At 60.6% G+C, this 14538-nt stretch carries 12 protein-coding genes; 4 read left to right on the forward strand and 8 right to left on the reverse strand.

Annotated features, from left to right (window positions below):
- The first annotated feature begins 84 nt into the window (after nucleotides 1-84).
- On the forward strand, nucleotides 85-1275 hold the full coding sequence (locus tag HDC32_RS09420; RefSeq protein WP_145337020.1) for a benzoate/H(+) symporter BenE family transporter: 1191 nt from the start codon (nucleotides 85-87) through the stop codon (nucleotides 1273-1275).
- Between the two features lie 37 nt (nucleotides 1276-1312).
- On the opposite strand, the gene HDC32_RS09425 is transcribed toward HDC32_RS09420, so the two are convergent.
- A complete protein-coding gene (locus HDC32_RS09425) occupies nucleotides 1313-1657 on the reverse strand; it encodes a YggL family protein (protein WP_010208515.1) in 345 nt (114 codons plus the stop codon).
- A 237-nt stretch (nucleotides 1658-1894) separates the two neighbouring features.
- On the opposite strand from HDC32_RS09425, the gene dacB reads away from it, so the two are divergent.
- Nucleotides 1895-3355, forward strand: a complete 1461-nt coding sequence (gene dacB / locus HDC32_RS09430) for a D-alanyl-D-alanine carboxypeptidase/D-alanyl-D-alanine-endopeptidase (protein ID WP_131699678.1) — start codon at nucleotides 1895-1897, stop codon at nucleotides 3353-3355.
- 102 nt (nucleotides 3356-3457) lie between these two features.
- Here the strand turns inward: dacB and HDC32_RS09435 are convergent, their stop codons facing one another.
- Both HDC32_RS09435 and rlmKL read right to left on the reverse strand, forming a co-directional pair.
- Entirely contained in the window at nucleotides 3458-5851 is a 2394-nt protein-coding gene (locus HDC32_RS09435) for a diguanylate cyclase (protein ID WP_184743660.1), read from the reverse strand.
- A 141-nt stretch (nucleotides 5852-5992) separates the two neighbouring features.
- The gene (gene rlmKL / locus HDC32_RS09440; RefSeq protein ID WP_145337022.1) at nucleotides 5993-8257 is read right to left on the reverse strand and encodes a bifunctional 23S rRNA (guanine(2069)-N(7))-methyltransferase RlmK/23S rRNA (guanine(2445)-N(2))-methyltransferase RlmL; all 2265 of its coding nucleotides are present in this window, start codon (nucleotides 8255-8257) and stop codon (nucleotides 5993-5995) included.
- 532 nt (nucleotides 8258-8789) lie between these two features.
- Here rlmKL and rmf point away from each other — a divergent pair.
- Complete coding sequence (rmf, locus tag HDC32_RS09445) at nucleotides 8790-9005, forward strand: ribosome modulation factor (RefSeq protein WP_002553055.1); 216 nt, start codon at nucleotides 8790-8792, stop codon at nucleotides 9003-9005.
- Nucleotides 9006-9222: 217 nt separating this feature from the next.
- On the opposite strand, the gene HDC32_RS09450 is transcribed toward rmf, so the two are convergent.
- The 5 genes from HDC32_RS09450 to sctC form a co-directional block, all read right to left on the reverse strand.
- A complete protein-coding gene (locus tag HDC32_RS09450; protein WP_131699681.1) occupies nucleotides 9223-10272 on the reverse strand; it encodes a quinone-dependent dihydroorotate dehydrogenase in 1050 nt (349 codons plus the stop codon).
- 86 nt (nucleotides 10273-10358) lie between these two features.
- Entirely contained in the window at nucleotides 10359-10820 is a 462-nt protein-coding gene (locus tag HDC32_RS09455) for a transglycosylase SLT domain-containing protein (RefSeq protein WP_145337023.1), read from the reverse strand.
- Nucleotides 10813-11211: a winged helix-turn-helix domain-containing protein gene (locus tag HDC32_RS09460; protein WP_131699683.1), complete on the reverse strand. Its 399-nt coding sequence runs from the start codon at nucleotides 11209-11211 to the stop codon at nucleotides 10813-10815. Before HDC32_RS09460 ends, HDC32_RS09455 begins: the two co-directional genes overlap by 8 nt.
- Nucleotides 11212-11364: 153 nt before the next feature.
- Nucleotides 11365-11589: a FliM/FliN family flagellar motor switch protein gene (locus tag HDC32_RS09465; protein ID WP_131699684.1), complete on the reverse strand. Its 225-nt coding sequence runs from the start codon at nucleotides 11587-11589 to the stop codon at nucleotides 11365-11367.
- A 15-nt stretch (nucleotides 11590-11604) separates the two neighbouring features.
- Complete coding sequence (gene sctC / locus HDC32_RS09470; protein ID WP_184744149.1) at nucleotides 11605-12999, reverse strand: type III secretion system outer membrane ring subunit SctC; 1395 nt, start codon at nucleotides 12997-12999, stop codon at nucleotides 11605-11607.
- 333 nt (nucleotides 13000-13332) lie between these two features.
- Here sctC and HDC32_RS09475 point away from each other — a divergent pair, with 333 nt between their 5' ends.
- Nucleotides 13333-14532, forward strand: a complete 1200-nt coding sequence (locus HDC32_RS09475) for a CmpA/NrtA family ABC transporter substrate-binding protein (protein ID WP_167656091.1) — start codon at nucleotides 13333-13335, stop codon at nucleotides 14530-14532.
- Nucleotides 14533-14538 lie beyond the last annotated feature (6 nt).

Below are 14538 nucleotides of genomic sequence, written 5' to 3' on the forward strand. Positions count from 1 at the left end.
TATTGCAATGAGTCGTTACGTTTGAGTTTAGGCTTGAATCTGCGCCGCCACCGGCAAAAAACCAGGTAAAAGGAACACCTCTCCATGACCGACGCCACCCAAGCGCCTTTGCGCCCGCTGGCCGACACTTCTGCCTCCGCCGTCGTCGCCGGCTTTATCGCCATGATGACCGGCTACACCAGTTCCCTGGTCCTGATGTTCCAGGCCGGCCAGGCTGCCGGCTTGACCACGGCGCAGATTTCTTCGTGGATCTGGGCGATTTCCATCGGCATGGCGGTGTGCAGCATCGGCCTGTCCCTGCGCTATCGCACGCCGATCACCATTGCCTGGTCCACCCCTGGCGCGGCGCTGTTGATCACCAGCCTGGGCGGTGTGAGTTATGGCGAGGCCATCGGTGCCTATATCACCTGCGCGGTGCTGGTGACGCTCTGCGGGCTCACCGGCAGCTTTGAAAAACTGGTCAAGCGTATCCCTGCGTCGTTGGCGGCAGCGTTGCTGGCGGGGATCCTGTTCAAGATCGGCAGCGAGATTTTCGTTGCCGCGCAGCATCGCACCGGCCTGGTACTGGGGATGTTTTTCACCTACCTGATCATCAAGCGCCTGTCGCCACGCTATGCGGTGCTGGCCGCGCTGGTGATCGGCACCCTGTTGTCGGGGCTGATGGGCTTGCTGGACTTCAGCGGCTTCCACCTGGAAGTGGCGACGCCGGTGTGGACGACGCCGCACTTCTCGCTGGCGGCGACCATCAGCATCGGGATTCCGCTGTTCGTGGTGGCGATGACCTCGCAGAACATGCCCGGCGTCGCCGTACTGCGGGCCGATGGCTATAACGTGCCGGCCTCGCCGCTGATCACCACCACCGGCCTGGCCTCGCTGGTGCTGGCGCCGTTCGGCTCCCACGGCATTAACCTGGCGGCGATCAGCGCAGCGATCTGCACCGGGCCCCATGCCCATGAAGACCGCAACAAACGCTACACCGCCGCCGTATGGTGCGGGGTGTTCTACGGCATCGCCGGGGTGTTCGGAGCGACGCTGGCTGCATTGTTCGCAGCCTTGCCCAAGGAGCTGGTACTGTCGATTGCGGCCTTGGCCTTGTTTGGCTCGATCATCAATGGCTTGAGCATCGCCATGAATGAGCCGAAGGAACGGGAAGCGGCGCTGATCACCTTTATGGTTACCGCGTCAGGCTTGACGTTGTTTTCCATCGGGTCGGCGTTCTGGGGGATTGTGGCGGGGGTGTTGACGCTGCTGATTCTGAACTGGCGCAAGGCATAAAAAAACGGCGACCCTCAGGTCGCCGTTTTTTTCAGTATCACTTGGCCGCGTTGATCGGCTTTTCCGGATACCACACGTCCAGCAGCGGGCTGACTTCAGCCTTGGTCAGCTCGGAACGGGTTTTCAGCCAGGCTTCGACGGCAGCACGCTGCTCTTCGGAGACCGAGCCACGCTTCTGCAGGCAAACCAGACCGTAGTCATCGCCGCCAACATAGCCCAGACCATTGGCTTCCATGGCTTCTTTGATGAACGCTTCGAGGAAAGCGTCGATAGCTTCTTCACTCAGGCCTTCTTTGAAGTCCAGGTTCAGTTCGAAACCCAGCTCTTGAAATTCATCAACGCACAGTTTTTTGCGCAGACGCTGGGAACGGTTAGTCGCCATTGGAACAATCCTCATAAGTAATAACGGGCGGCACTTTAGCAGTTTAAGACGACGATTGCCCGACTCTCTGGGACAGGCGGCACTTTGCTGTTAAAAAAACGCCGATTACCAGCTATCGTTCAGCTACAAGTGCGTTCACCTTGGGGCATAATGCCGACACTTTCATGACCATTGAGGGAATTTTCCTATTTACCCCTCGCCTTTTTCACCCTCCTCAGCAGTAGGGTTTTACTTCTTATGATCAAATCTTTGCGTCCATTGCTACTCGCCGGTTTTCTCCTGCCACTGGCCTTTTCCACCTCCGCTGCCCCGATCAATAACACCCTGCCGCCGAACGTCCAGCAGGCACTTGCCAAAGCCAAGCTGCAAAACACCGCGCTGTCCCTGGTGATGATCCCCCTGAACGGCCCCGGCACCCCCACGGTTTTCAACGCCGACGTCTCGGTGAACCCGGCCTCGACCATGAAGCTGGTCACCACCTATGCGGCCCTGGAAATGCTCGGCCCCAACCACCAGTGGAAAACCGAGTTCTACACCGACGGCACCCTCAGCGGTGGCGTGTTGCACGGCAACCTGTACCTCAAGGGCGGCGGCGACCCCAAGCTGAATATGGAAAAACTCTGGCTGCTTATGCGCGACCTGCGGGCCAATGGCGTACAGCAAGTCACTGGCGACCTGGTGCTGGACCGCAGTTTCTTCAACCAACCGCAGTTGCCGGAATTCAATGATGACGGCAACGACGAGAACAAACCGTTCCTGGTCAAGCCCGACGCCCTGCTGGTCAACCTCAAGGCCCTGCGCTTTGTGACCCGTAACGATTCGGGCCGCGTGCTCGTCTCGGTCGAGCCGCCGATTGCCAGCATCCGCATCGACAACCAGGTCAAGGCCTCCAACGCCAAGCAGTGCACCGGCGACGTACGCTACAACCCGGTCACAGGCGCCGATGGCAGTATGACGGTCACCGTCAGCGGCCAACTGGCCGATGGCTGCAGCTCGCAGACCTACTTGTCGCTGCTGGACCACGCCACTTACACCGCGGGTGCGGTGCGGGCGATCTGGCAGGAACTGGGCGGCAGCATCCAGGGCCGTGACATCCAGGCGCCGGTGCCCAAGGATGCCAAGGTGCTGGCCCGCGCGTTTTCGCCGGACCTGGCGGAAATCATCCGCGACATCAACAAATACAGTAACAACACCATGGCTCAGCAGTTGTTCCTGAGCCTGGGTGCACAGTTCCGCAACGATGCCGACGGCGACGATGCCAAGGCCGCGCAACGTGTGGTGCGCCAGTGGCTGGCGAAGAAAGGCATCACCGCGCCACACCTGGTGATGGAGAACGGTTCGGGCCTGTCCCGTGCCGAACGGGTCAGCGCCCGCGAGATGGCCGCCATGCTGCAAGCCGCCTGGAAAAGCCCCTACGCTGCGGAATACATCAGCTCGATGCCGATCGCCGGCACCGACGGCACCATGCGCAAACGCCTGAAGACCACCGCCATGCGCGGCGAAGCCCACGTCAAGACCGGTACGTTGAACACTGTGCGTGCCATTGCCGGGTTCAGCCGCGACAACAACGGCAACACTTGGGCGGTGGTGGCGATCCTCAACGACCCGAAACCGTGGGGCGCTTCGTCGGTGCTGGACCAGGTGCTGCTGGATCTGTACCGCCAGCCGAAGCTGGCGGCGCCTTCACCGGTGCTATAGGACACTATGGGAGGGGGCTTACCCCGATGGCGATGGTGCAGTCACAGCCAGGTTGACTGACACTGCGCCATCGGGAGCCCTCCTCCCACATACCTTTCAAGCTCATACCCTCTCCGGCTCCACCCGGTCCCTGCCCGCCTGCTTGGCCAAATACACCGCCGAGTCGGCACGCAATAACAGCCCATCGATGCCTTCATCCACCCGCCAGCTGGCCACCCCAAAGCTGGCGGTGACGATGCCCACCGGCTCCATCGGCAGGCTGCGCAGCGATTGCCACAACTCCATGGCCAGGCCATATGCCTGCTCGCCGCCGGTGTTGGGGCACAGCACCATAAACTCCTCGCCCCCCAAGCGGCAGAATACATCAGTGCGGCGCAGACGCTGACCGATGCGCTTGCACAACTCCTGTAACACCCCGTCGCCGACTGCATGCCCGTGCTGGTCGTTTATACGCTTGAAGTGATCGATATCGAGCATGATCACCGACAGCGTCCCCGAGGTCCGGTTGAGCCTGGCCATCTCGACCCTGAGGCGATCCTGGAAATAGCGGCGGTTGTGAATGCCGGTCAGGGAATCGGTAATGGACAGCGCCCGCAGTTCTTCTTCTACCCGCTTGAGATCGGAAATATCCGACACGTAGCCATGCCACAGCGTACCGCCCCCCGGTAATTCTTCCGGCGTGGCCTCGCCACGAATCCAGCGCAGGCCACGTTGGGGCAACAGCACCCGATACTCTTCGCGCCAATGGCTCAACTGCAACGCCGACAAACGAATCGACGCCCGTACCCGCTCCGCATCCAACGGATGGATCCGTTCGAAGACCTTCGTCGCATCTCGTTGCAACGCGTTGACCTCGATTTCATAGATGTCGCGCATACCATCGCTGGCGTAGATGAAACGCCAGTTGCCCTGGGGCTCAAGGGTGAATTGGAAGATACCGCCGGGCACGTGGGCGCTGAGTTTCTTGAGCAGGCGGTCCCGTGCCGACAGGGCCTCGTAGGCGCGTTTCTGCTCGGTAACATCCAGGTAAATGGCCAGGTGACCGATCCACAGACCATGGTCATCCAGCAATACGGTGGCCAACATGTTCACGATCAACTGGCTGCCATCCTGGCGGACCAAGGTCCACTCCCGGGCTTCGTGCAGGTTGTCGGGGCTTTCAACCAGCATGGCCTGGCTCGCAGGGATACGCTTGCCCAGGGTCACGCTCAGGCTGGCCGAGCGTGCCTCCAGCTCGACCGCCAAGTGCAGGTTTTCCAGGGTCAGCCTGCCCACCACCTGCTCGGCCGGGAACCCCAGCATCTGCTCGGCACCGGCGTTGAAAGTATTGATGACACCCCGCAGGTCAGTGGCGATGATCGCCACTTGGGTAGCGGCATTCAGCACACTGCGCAACTGGCCGTGGGCACCGCGCAGTTCCTGCTCACGCAAACGCAACTGCACAGTGCGTTGCTCCACCAGTTTCAACGCGCGCTGGCGTTGGCTTACCAACACATAGAGCAAGGCGCTGAGCAGCAGGCTGAGCAGGCCACCCATGGTCAGGATCGTGGACAGCGAGGAATGATTGGTCTGCTCGAATACCTGGCTCGGGCGCAGGCTCAGGGCGTATACATGGTCGCCCAGGGTCAGGCGGCGCGCGCCAGCGAGGTCGCTGTTGGCCACGGCATTGCCGGACTCGAAGAGCACACGCGATTGCAGGTCGGAGGTGTCGACGATCTGCATCACCAGGTTGTCCCGCTCCGCTTTGGGCAATCCATCGGCGACCAGTTGGCGCATGCTGATCACCGCCATCACATAACCGTAGGGCTCATTTTTGGACAGCTCGGACGTGGGCAGGTGGCTAACCGGCGCGACCAGTAATACACCCATGGCATAAGCCGGCTCGACCCCCACCAGTTGCATCGGTTGGGACACCGCCAGCTTGCCGCTCTTTTGCGCACGTTCAAGGGCCGAGCGTCGCAAGGGCTGGGCCAGCAGGTCAAAGCCCAGGGGTGTGCCCAGCAGGCTTTGGGTCTGGCTGTAGAGCACCGGCACGTATTCATCACGCTCGGGCGCAGGGGTCAGTCCTCCGGCGCTATTTAACTCACGGATGACGAAGGGCACCCCACGCTGGCGGGATACTTCTTGCTCAAACTGTCTGCGCTGTTCGCGAAACACGCGGGGCGCCCAGGAGTAGGCACGGGCGCGCAATAACAACGGCTGGGCAAACCCATCGAACTCTTCGCGGGACACGTCATCGGAATTGACGAAGAACCGCCGCAGGCTGTTCAGGCGTTGCTCCTGATCCTCGAAGCGTTCCTGCAAGCGGGTGTAACGCTCGTTGACCAGCAACTGAAAGCGCTGGCGCACCTGTTGCTGATAGAGGTCGGAGGCGGCCCAGGCGATGACTGCCGTCAGCGCGAAACCTGCCAATAACACCACCAATGCCACCAGCCAAGCCGACGCCTGCTCACTGATAAAGCCTAGGATTTTCGGGCGAACGGCTTGCAACGGCATAGGCAGCACTCACAACGCCAGCCTGCGGGAGGTGTCACTTTGGCTAGGCCTTAAGTTATAGCTATCGGCCCAGGGTTTGACCAGCGTAAAAAAGCCGCAAGCCCGGAATAATCCAGGCTTGCGGCTTTTTCTTAGCGCCGATCAGCGAGCCATGATTTTCCATGCCCGGTGGATCTTCGCATTACGCGCAAAGTCCGGATCGATGGTCTTGTCGCTGATTTCCTCGACCGCATAGCGTTCGCTGAGGTTGTCCTCCAGCTGGAACTTGCGGAAGTTGTTCGAGAAATACAGCACGCCGCCCGGTGCCAGGCGCGCCATGGCCAGGTCGAGCAACTGCACGTGGTCGCGCTGGACGTCGAAGATGCCTTCCATGCGCTTGGAGTTGGAGAAGGTCGGCGGGTCGATGAAGATCATGTCGAACTCATCGCGGCTGGCGTCCAGCCAGGCCATCACGTCCCCCTGCTCCAGGCGGTTCTTGTCGGAGAAGCCGTTGAGGGAGAAGTTGCGGCGGGCCCAGTCCAGGTAGGTCTTGGACAGGTCGACACTGGTGGTGCTGCGCGCGCCGCCCTTGGCTGCGTGCACACTGGCGGTGGCGGTGTAGCAATACAGGTTGAGGAAACGCTTGCCGGCCGCTTCCTTCTGAATACGCATGCGCATCGGACGGTGATCGAGAAACAGACCGGTGTCCAGGTAGTCGGTGAGGTTGACCAGCAGCTTGACGCCGCCTTCGCTGACCTCGGTGAACTTGCCCTGGGCACTCTGGCGCTCGTACTGCTTGGTACCGCTCTGGCGCTCGCGACGCTTGACCACCACGCGGCTCTTGTCGATGTTCAGTGCCTGGGGAATGGCGGCCAGGGCATCGAACATGCGGGCCGAGGCTTTTTCCGGATCAATGGATTTGGGCGCGGCGTATTCCTGCACGTGAACCCAATCGTGGTACAGGTCGATGGCCATGGAGTATTCGGGCATATCGGCGTCGTACACGCGATAGCAATCCACGCCTTCACGCTTGGCCCACTTGCCCAGCAGCTTGAGGTTCTTTTGCAGGCGGTTGGCGAACATCTGCCCGCCTTCGCTCAGGCGCGCCTGCTCGACCACAGGGGCCGGGGCTGGCTTGATCGGGTTGCCGTTCTTGTTGTACTGGCGCTCTTGTGGCTCGACCGGGGCTTGGTCGTAAACGGCCTGCTCACGTTCAGCCTGGCGCTGTTCCGGGGTACGACGCTCGCCGGTGACGAACTGATCCGGGTTGACCTTGATCAGCAGCAATTTGCACGGCAATGCGCCGTTCCAGAACGAATACTGCTTGTGGCTGCGGATGCCCATGCGCTTGCCCAGGTCCGGCGCGCCGGTGAACACCGCCGCTTCCCAGCCCATGCACGCCTGGCGCAAACGCTCGCCAAGGTTCTGGTAGAGATACAACAGGCTGGCTTCGTCACCCAAACGCTCGCCGTAGGGCGGGTTGCAGATCACCAGGCCTTTCTGGTTCTGGTCCGGGCGCGGCTCGAAGGTGCCCACTTCGCCCTGGTACACCTTGATCCAATGGCTCAGACCGGCGCGCTCAATGTTGTTGCGTGCAGGCTGGATCAGGCGCGGGTCGGCTTCATAGCCACGCACCCACAACGGCGGCTTGTTCATGCCGATGGCTGCGCGTTCAGTGGCCTCGGTGTGCAGCTTCTTCCACAACGCCGGGACGTGACCCAGCCAGGTGGTGAAGCCCCACAATTCGCGATTCAGGTTGGGCGCCATGTCGGCGGCGATCATCGCGCCTTCCACCAGGAAGGTACCTACGCCGCACATCGGGTCAGTCAGCGCGCCGCCTTCGGCAGCAATGCGCGGCCAGCCGGCACGAATCAGGATCGCCGCCGCCAGGTTTTCCTTCAACGGCGCGGCGCCCTGCTGCAGGCGGTAGCCGCGCTGGTGCAGGCTGTGGCCGGACAGGTCGAGGGACAGGATGGCTTCGCCACGGTCCAGGCGCAGGTGGATGCGCAGGTCCGGGTTAATCTTGTCGATGGACGGGCGTTCGCCGCTCGGGGTGCGCAGCTTGTCGACGATCGCATCCTTGACCTTCAGCGCGCCGAAGTGGGTGTTGTCGATGCCTGAGCCGTGACCGCTGAATTCCACCGCCAGGGTACCGTCAGAGACCATGTGATCGGCCCATTCAATATCCAGCACGCCGTGGTAGAGGTCTTCGGCGTCCTTCATGGGAAAGCGCTTGAGCACCAGCAACACACGGTTCGCCAGGCGCGACCAGAGGCACAGGCGATAGGCGGTTTCCATGTCGGCCATACCGCGCACGGCCGAAGTGTGCTCGCGGGCTTCCTCAAGGCCAAGCCCGACGGCTTCCTCGATCAGCAGGCCTTCGAGGCCCTTGGGGCAGGTGAGGAAGAGTTCAAAACGGTCCGACATGGGGCATTCCAGGCTTTTCAGCAATAAATGAACGGGCGACGCATCGCCGGCTCGGTTTTCAAGCAAGCACTTTTCTTGAAGAGTGCTCGCGTGGCACGAATGTGCCGTTCCACCCCGTCAGACGGGCACTGGGGCCTTTATTGACAGGGCAGGGAGAGAATTTGACGCAACAAAAAGAAATATTCCGACCCTTCGTCGAATAATAACCGACTGCAACCAGTGGGCATTCTCACTAAAGGTTTAAACCCATCCTCTTTGCAGGGTGCATCATAGCTGGCTTTGCCCAACAAATGGGGCGAAAAGCCATCCCAGCTTATGGCTATAGCATCGTTATCGTTACGTGCTTATGACAAAACGATCATTGAATCCATGTGACCTATTGGTTAGAACTCAACACAGGTTGGCGCCGTAACGACGCCGACACCTAGGCTCGCCACGCCGGCAGCGAGCCCACCAACGGCAGAAAAACTCTGCCCGGCCTCAGACGAGGCCGAAGGATATCAAGACAGTCAACAAGTGAGGGAAACACCCTATGAGAAGACTTAAGCGTGATCCGTTGGAAAGAGCATTTTTACGCGGATATCAATATGGCGTTCATGGCAAATCCCGTGAGCTTTGCCCATTTACTCTACCGTCGGTACGCCAAGCCTGGATCAACGGCTGGCGAGAAGGACGCGGCGACAACTGGGACGGTATGACTGGCACTGCGGGCATCCACAGACTCAACGAACTTCACGCCGTCGGCTAATCAAGGGCATTAATTCCGACACCACCACGAATATGTAACGACTTAACCACGCACGCCCTATCCAGGCGGCGGGCTTCGGCCCAGGGGGCTCCTTTATGGAGCCCTTTTTATTGTGATGGTCCTTTTATTGTGGTGAGCGGGCTTGCCTCGCGTAGGGCTGCGAAGCAGCCCCAATAAGATCCACTCAGTCTTTCAGATAGAAATGCGCTGCCTGGTTTCAGGGCCGCTGCGCAGCCCCACGCGGGGCAAGCCCGCTGGCCGCAATCGCATCCACCGACTGGCGAATCAACGCCGGGCCTTTGTAAATAAAACCCGAGTACAACTGCACCAGGCTGGCACCCGCAGCGATCTTCTCGGCTGCATGCTTGCCTTCGGTGATGCCGCCCACCGCGATGATCGGCAAACGTCCGGCCAGCTCAGCGGCCAGCACCTTGACGATATGGGTGCTCTTGTCCCGCACCGGCGCGCCCGACAGGCCACCCGCTTCATCGCCATGGGCCAAGCCTTCGACACCGACACGGCTGAGGGTGGTGTTGGTCGCAATCACCGCGTCCATGCCCGAATCCACCAGGGCCTGGGCCACCAGCACGGTTTCTTCGTCGCTCATGTCCGGGGCAATCTTGATTGCCAGCGGCACGCGCTTGCCATGGCGCACGGCCAGGTCTTCCTGGCGCTGGCGCAGGGCTTCGAGCAATTGCTTGAGCGAATCGCCGAACTGCAGGCTGCGCAGGCCCGGGGTGTTGGGGGAACTGACGTTGACGGTGACATAACTGGCGTGGGTGTAGACCTTGTCCAGGCAGATCAGGTAGTCATCCACCGCACGCTCGACCGGGGTGTCGAAATTCTTGCCAATGTTGATGCCCAGGATGCCCGTGTACTTCGCGGCCTCGACACGCGAAAGCAGGTGATCGACGCCCAGGTTGTTGAAACCCATGCGATTGATGATCGCCTCGGCTTCCGGCAGGCGGAAGATCCGTGGCTTGGGGTTACCCGGCTGCGGGCGCGGCGTCACGGTGCCGATCTCCACAAAACCGAAACCCAGTTGCGCGAAGCCATCGATGGCCGCGCCGTTCTTGTCCAAGCCGGCGGCCAATCCGACCGGGTTGGGAAAGTCGAGCCCCATCACTGACACCGGCATTTTTGCCGGTGCCTTGCATACCAGGCCATTGAGCCCCAGGCGGCCACCGGCGCCGATCAGGTCCAGGGACAGATCGTGGGAGGTTTCCGGGGAGAGTTTGAACAACAGCTGGCGGGCCAGGGTATACATGGGCGGGCTAGACTCGGATGGCGGCGAAAGGTGGCCGCGATTATAGCCGGGGTGACGGGGTACACGCGAGGCGAGCCGCCCAAACGTCAGTAGCGCTGCTGTACCAGGGTCTCATAACGTGCCCAGATTTTTTCTGCATAGCGCATGCGCAACACGTCGCGCTGAGGGCCGGAGCCGGGCCCGACATTGTAGGAACCCACAGCCGTCCAGTTGTAGCCAAAACGCTGGATAAACTCGGCGAGTATGGAGGCCCCGACTTCCACCGACAGACAGGGTTCACTCAACAGCCTTTCCTCGGTGATACCCAGCTTGAGCAGGCGAGGCAAATGGATACTGTTGATCTGCATCAGGCCGATATCCCGTGTGCCATTACCGTTCGCGTAGTTCATCGCATCCGGGCGAAAATCCGACTCCACGGCGGCGATAGCCTGTAGCAATTCCGGCTCGATATCGTAGCGATGGGCGGTTTCCTCCCAGCAATAGGCCAGTGCCTGGTTGCCGCTCGTCATCAGGCCAAGCAACAGCAACCTGCGCCAGAACTCAGCCATGACTGACTTGGCCACAGGCCGAACACACATACTGCACGGTATCCATAGGCCCGTGCCCATGCTGCTCAGCCTTCACCGGGCATGTAAAGCGATACCCACGACCATAGATGGTCTTGATAAACCCCTTGTCAGCGCCAAGATGCTTTCGCAGCGAGTAAATGCAACGGGTCAGCGACTCCTCGGCGACCTCCCCCTGGGGCCAGGCCAACTCCAGCAAACGGTCCTTGCTCATCAGCACACCGCCAGAGACCAGCAGCAGCCGCAAAACATGCAGCTCCTTGGGTGGCAACTGGACATCGCTGCCGTCGCCGGTCAGGCGACCGTCGCCATGCAGCGTCCACTGGGAAAAGAGCAGGGAAGTCGCCGTCAATTCATCATTCACGACGGCCATATCTACCTCGACATCCGACTACTGACATTGAAGTCCTTATTTTCCAGTACTGGCTCTTTCGCCCACATCACGACTATAAAAAACCGCTTTGCAGCCCACGCTAGGAAAAAACCCATACAACCAACGCTTTTTAGCCACCCCCTGTAAGACTCTTCACCCACACACACCAGACGCTCCCCTCTTATAGACCTCGTGCAACTCAACCCCCAACCGGTCCTCCAGTTGCACCAACTCGCCCAATGCGAGCAACCGGCCATTAACCCGAACCTCCACGCAGTGGATAATGCCTGGCGACAATGGCAGCACCTTCCCAGGAGCAAAGGCTGCCAGGCGCCTGCGGCTGATTAGTTGTTCCTGTAGAAGAATTTCCAAATGCATGGGTCAACACCTTATTCACGGAGAGCTATCGCGACCCGGGCGTACAAACGCTCGTTGCACGCGCTCGTATTGCGCCGCACTCAACGGTGGTGCGCCGACGCCTGTCGCCAACGTTTTCAACTCGCTCCCCACGGCCCGGGCCTGAATCACAAACAGGCGAACCTTGGCCGGGCCACTTGAATCGGCGCTGCGTCCCGACTCATGTGCCTCACGGCTGAACGCTCCCAGCCACAGGCGCTTGCCCTGCGGCACCCTTACCACACTGCTGACACTCACCCGCCCGACCGCTGTCGGTTTGCCACGCCGCCCCGCCTGGCTCAGTTGTCGATCATCCTCGACATGGAGAAGCATCTCGATCTGATTCGCTTCGGCAAAACGCGGCAGCACGCTGACCTGGGAGCCATATTGCACGGGCTTCCAATCAGCATGGTCAGCTCCGGGAGCCGGCAGGTAGAAGGTATGGTTATCCTGAAACACGGCCGGCACATTCTCCTGGGTGAGAATTACCGGCAACGTCATCACCCTTGCTCGCCGCCGGCGCTCCAGCGCGGCTATTTGCGCCATCAAGCGGTTATCGTCCATCGGCTCCAGAATTCGCGTGGCCTGGGCCTTCGCGTCCTTGTCCCAGTCAAAGCCCAGCTTTTTCAGTTCATCACGGTCCACGTCCACCATCCACAGCGAGACTTCGATAGAACGCTTGGGTGTGTCCAACTCCGCCACCAGGCGTTCGATGAGAGCCAGTTGCGCAGGCTTGCCCTTGATCAGCAGGCTGTTGGTATCCGGATAGGCGATCACTACCAGGCTCTTGTCGGCCAGCGCTCCCTTCTGTTCAGAACCCAACAGGGTGTCGATCGTCGATGCGATGCCCGGCACCGTGACCTTTTCGTCGCCCATGGCATACCCTCGGTCTGCCACATGGGTGTTGAGTACCTGAACGACAGCAAACGCCTGGTTACCTACGTGCAATTCAGCCCGCTCGCGATCCATCAACTGGGCCAGACGCAAGACCTGGTCGACATAATGGGGTGGCCCGGACACATGGAATGTCCGCGTCCCGCTCACGCGCAGGGGGTAACGTGTTTCATCAAGTCCCGAGCGGCGCATGAAGCCACGAAACCTGTCGACCGATATATGCCGCAACACCACCGCCAGGCTTTTTGCCTCGCTGACGGCGTAGAGGTAGAGCGCCTGCCCATCGCTGTACCAGATCAAGCCGTATTGCTGTGAAAGCGTCTCCAGGGCGTGTTGCGGCGTATCGAGGTCAATGACCTCGCTGATGCGTATGCGCGCCACTTCACTGCTCACGACGATGGGCAGGCCCATAGGCATGGACAAGGCGGTAAAAACGGTGTGCAGGCTCTCGTCCTGCGCCTGGTAGGTTTCGCCCTGGGCATCGACACTTCCCAGCATCAGCGCAGCAAACAGCAGCCAGAGACAGGGAGTCGTTACGGAAAAGTGAGCGTACACCTTGGATTTCCTGGGCGGCCTGGCAGTAAGAAGCGGCCATACTGAGAGGCAGCCGATTTTCAATCTTGATGGAAAGTTGACGGCCGGCGGCGCCCATCGGCCCGTGGCATGTGCCTTGCTATGGACTCTGTATCAGAGCGCGCACCAACGGCGGAGCGGGCTTACGGACAAAGGCGTCGTTACCCGCAATGGCCTTGCATCGCCATCTCAGGGAACGACGCTTTTTTTTGAAAGAAAAGGTAGGTGTTGATGAACGATTCGGTTGGCAACAGCCCGATGAACGACCCGCTGGCCTGGGTCAACGGCAGTGATGCCCCGGAGAAGAGCAGCCTTGACCTGGGCTTCATGGCCTTGAGCGATTGCGCATCCCTGGTGGTGGCGGCGACCCAAGGCTTCGCACAGCCTTATGGCTTGACCTTGAACCTCAAGCGCCAACCTTCATGGGCCAACCTGCGGGACAAACTGGTCAGCGGCGAACTGGATGCCGCCCACAGCCTGTACGGGTTGGTGTACGCAGTGCACTTGGGCATTGGCGGCGTCGCGCCTACCGACATGGCAGTACTGATGGGGCTGAACCAGAACGGTCAAAGCATCAACCTGTCCCACAGCCTGCAACAGCAGGGAGTGATCACTCCTGAAGCACTGGACCGCCACGTGCACCAAAGCCGAACAAAACTGACTTTCGCTCAGACCTTTCCCACAGGCACTCACGCCATGTGGTTGTACTACTGGCTGGCGAGCCAAGGCATTCATCCGCTACAGGATGTGGACAGCGTCGTAGTACCGCCCCCGCAAATGGTCGCGCACCTGCAGGCCGGGCGTATCGATGGCTTTTGTGTCGGCGAGCCCTGGTGCGCCAGTGCCGTAAAGCAAAACCAGGGCTTTACCCTGGCGACCACCCAGGCGATCTGGCCGAACCATCCGGAAAAGGTGCTCGGCTGCACCCAGGCCTTTGTCGACCAGTATCCCAACACCGCCCGCGTGCTGGTGATGGCGATCCTGGAGGCCAGCCGCTTTATCGAGCAAAACACCGAAAACCGTCGCTCCACCGCACAATTGCTCAGCGGCCGCGAGTACCTCGATGCCCCGCTCGACTGCATCGAGCCGCGCTTGCTGGGCGCCTATGACGACGGCCTGGGCAACCAGTGGCAGGACCCCCATGCCCTGCGTTTTTTTGCCGATGGCGAGGTCAACTTGCCCTACCTCTCCGATGGCATGTGGTTCATGACCCAGTTTCGACGCTGGGGCCTGCTGCGCGAAGACCCTGATTACCTGGGCGTTGCTCGCCAAGTGCAACAGCTGGCGCTGTATCGTCAGGCAGCCGAGGCACTGGGCCTCGGCAACAACGGCCAGGACATGCGCAGCAGCCAACTGATCGACGGCAAAATCTGGGACGGCTCGGACCCCGCCGGCTACGCGCGCAGCTTCCGCCTGCATGCCATGGTCGATCCTACCAGCCGCCAAGCCTTGCGCTGACAGGGG

Source organism: Pseudomonas sp. JAI120 (assembly GCF_014207255.1).
GTDB lineage: Bacteria > Pseudomonadota > Gammaproteobacteria > Pseudomonadales > Pseudomonadaceae > Aquipseudomonas.

Excerpts from the sequence above, each read along its gene's own strand:
- HDC32_RS09420 (WP_145337020.1), top strand. The coding sequence starts at position 85 with ATGACCGACGCCACCCAAGCGCCTTTGCGCCCGCTGGCCGACACTTCT.
- HDC32_RS09425 (WP_010208515.1), bottom strand. The coding sequence starts at position 1,657 with ATGGCGACTAACCGTTCCCAGCGTCTGCGCAAAAAACTGTGCGTTGAT.
- dacB (WP_131699678.1), top strand. The coding sequence starts at position 1,895 with ATGATCAAATCTTTGCGTCCATTGCTACTCGCCGGTTTTCTCCTGCCA.
- HDC32_RS09435 (WP_184743660.1), bottom strand. The coding sequence starts at position 5,851 with ATGCCGTTGCAAGCCGTTCGCCCGAAAATCCTAGGCTTTATCAGTGAG.
- rlmKL (WP_145337022.1), bottom strand. The coding sequence starts at position 8,257 with ATGTCGGACCGTTTTGAACTCTTCCTCACCTGCCCCAAGGGCCTCGAA.
- rmf (WP_002553055.1), top strand. The coding sequence starts at position 8,790 with ATGAGAAGACTTAAGCGTGATCCGTTGGAAAGAGCATTTTTACGCGGA.
- HDC32_RS09450 (WP_131699681.1), bottom strand. The coding sequence starts at position 10,272 with ATGTATACCCTGGCCCGCCAGCTGTTGTTCAAACTCTCCCCGGAAACC.
- HDC32_RS09455 (WP_145337023.1), bottom strand. The coding sequence starts at position 10,820 with ATGGCTGAGTTCTGGCGCAGGTTGCTGTTGCTTGGCCTGATGACGAGC.
- HDC32_RS09460 (WP_131699683.1), bottom strand. The coding sequence starts at position 11,211 with ATGGCCGTCGTGAATGATGAATTGACGGCGACTTCCCTGCTCTTTTCC.
- HDC32_RS09465 (WP_131699684.1), bottom strand. The coding sequence starts at position 11,589 with ATGCATTTGGAAATTCTTCTACAGGAACAACTAATCAGCCGCAGGCGC.
- sctC (WP_184744149.1), bottom strand. The coding sequence starts at position 12,999 with ATGCTGGGAAGTGTCGATGCCCAGGGCGAAACCTACCAGGCGCAGGAC.
- HDC32_RS09475 (WP_167656091.1), top strand. The coding sequence starts at position 13,333 with ATGAACGACCCGCTGGCCTGGGTCAACGGCAGTGATGCCCCGGAGAAG.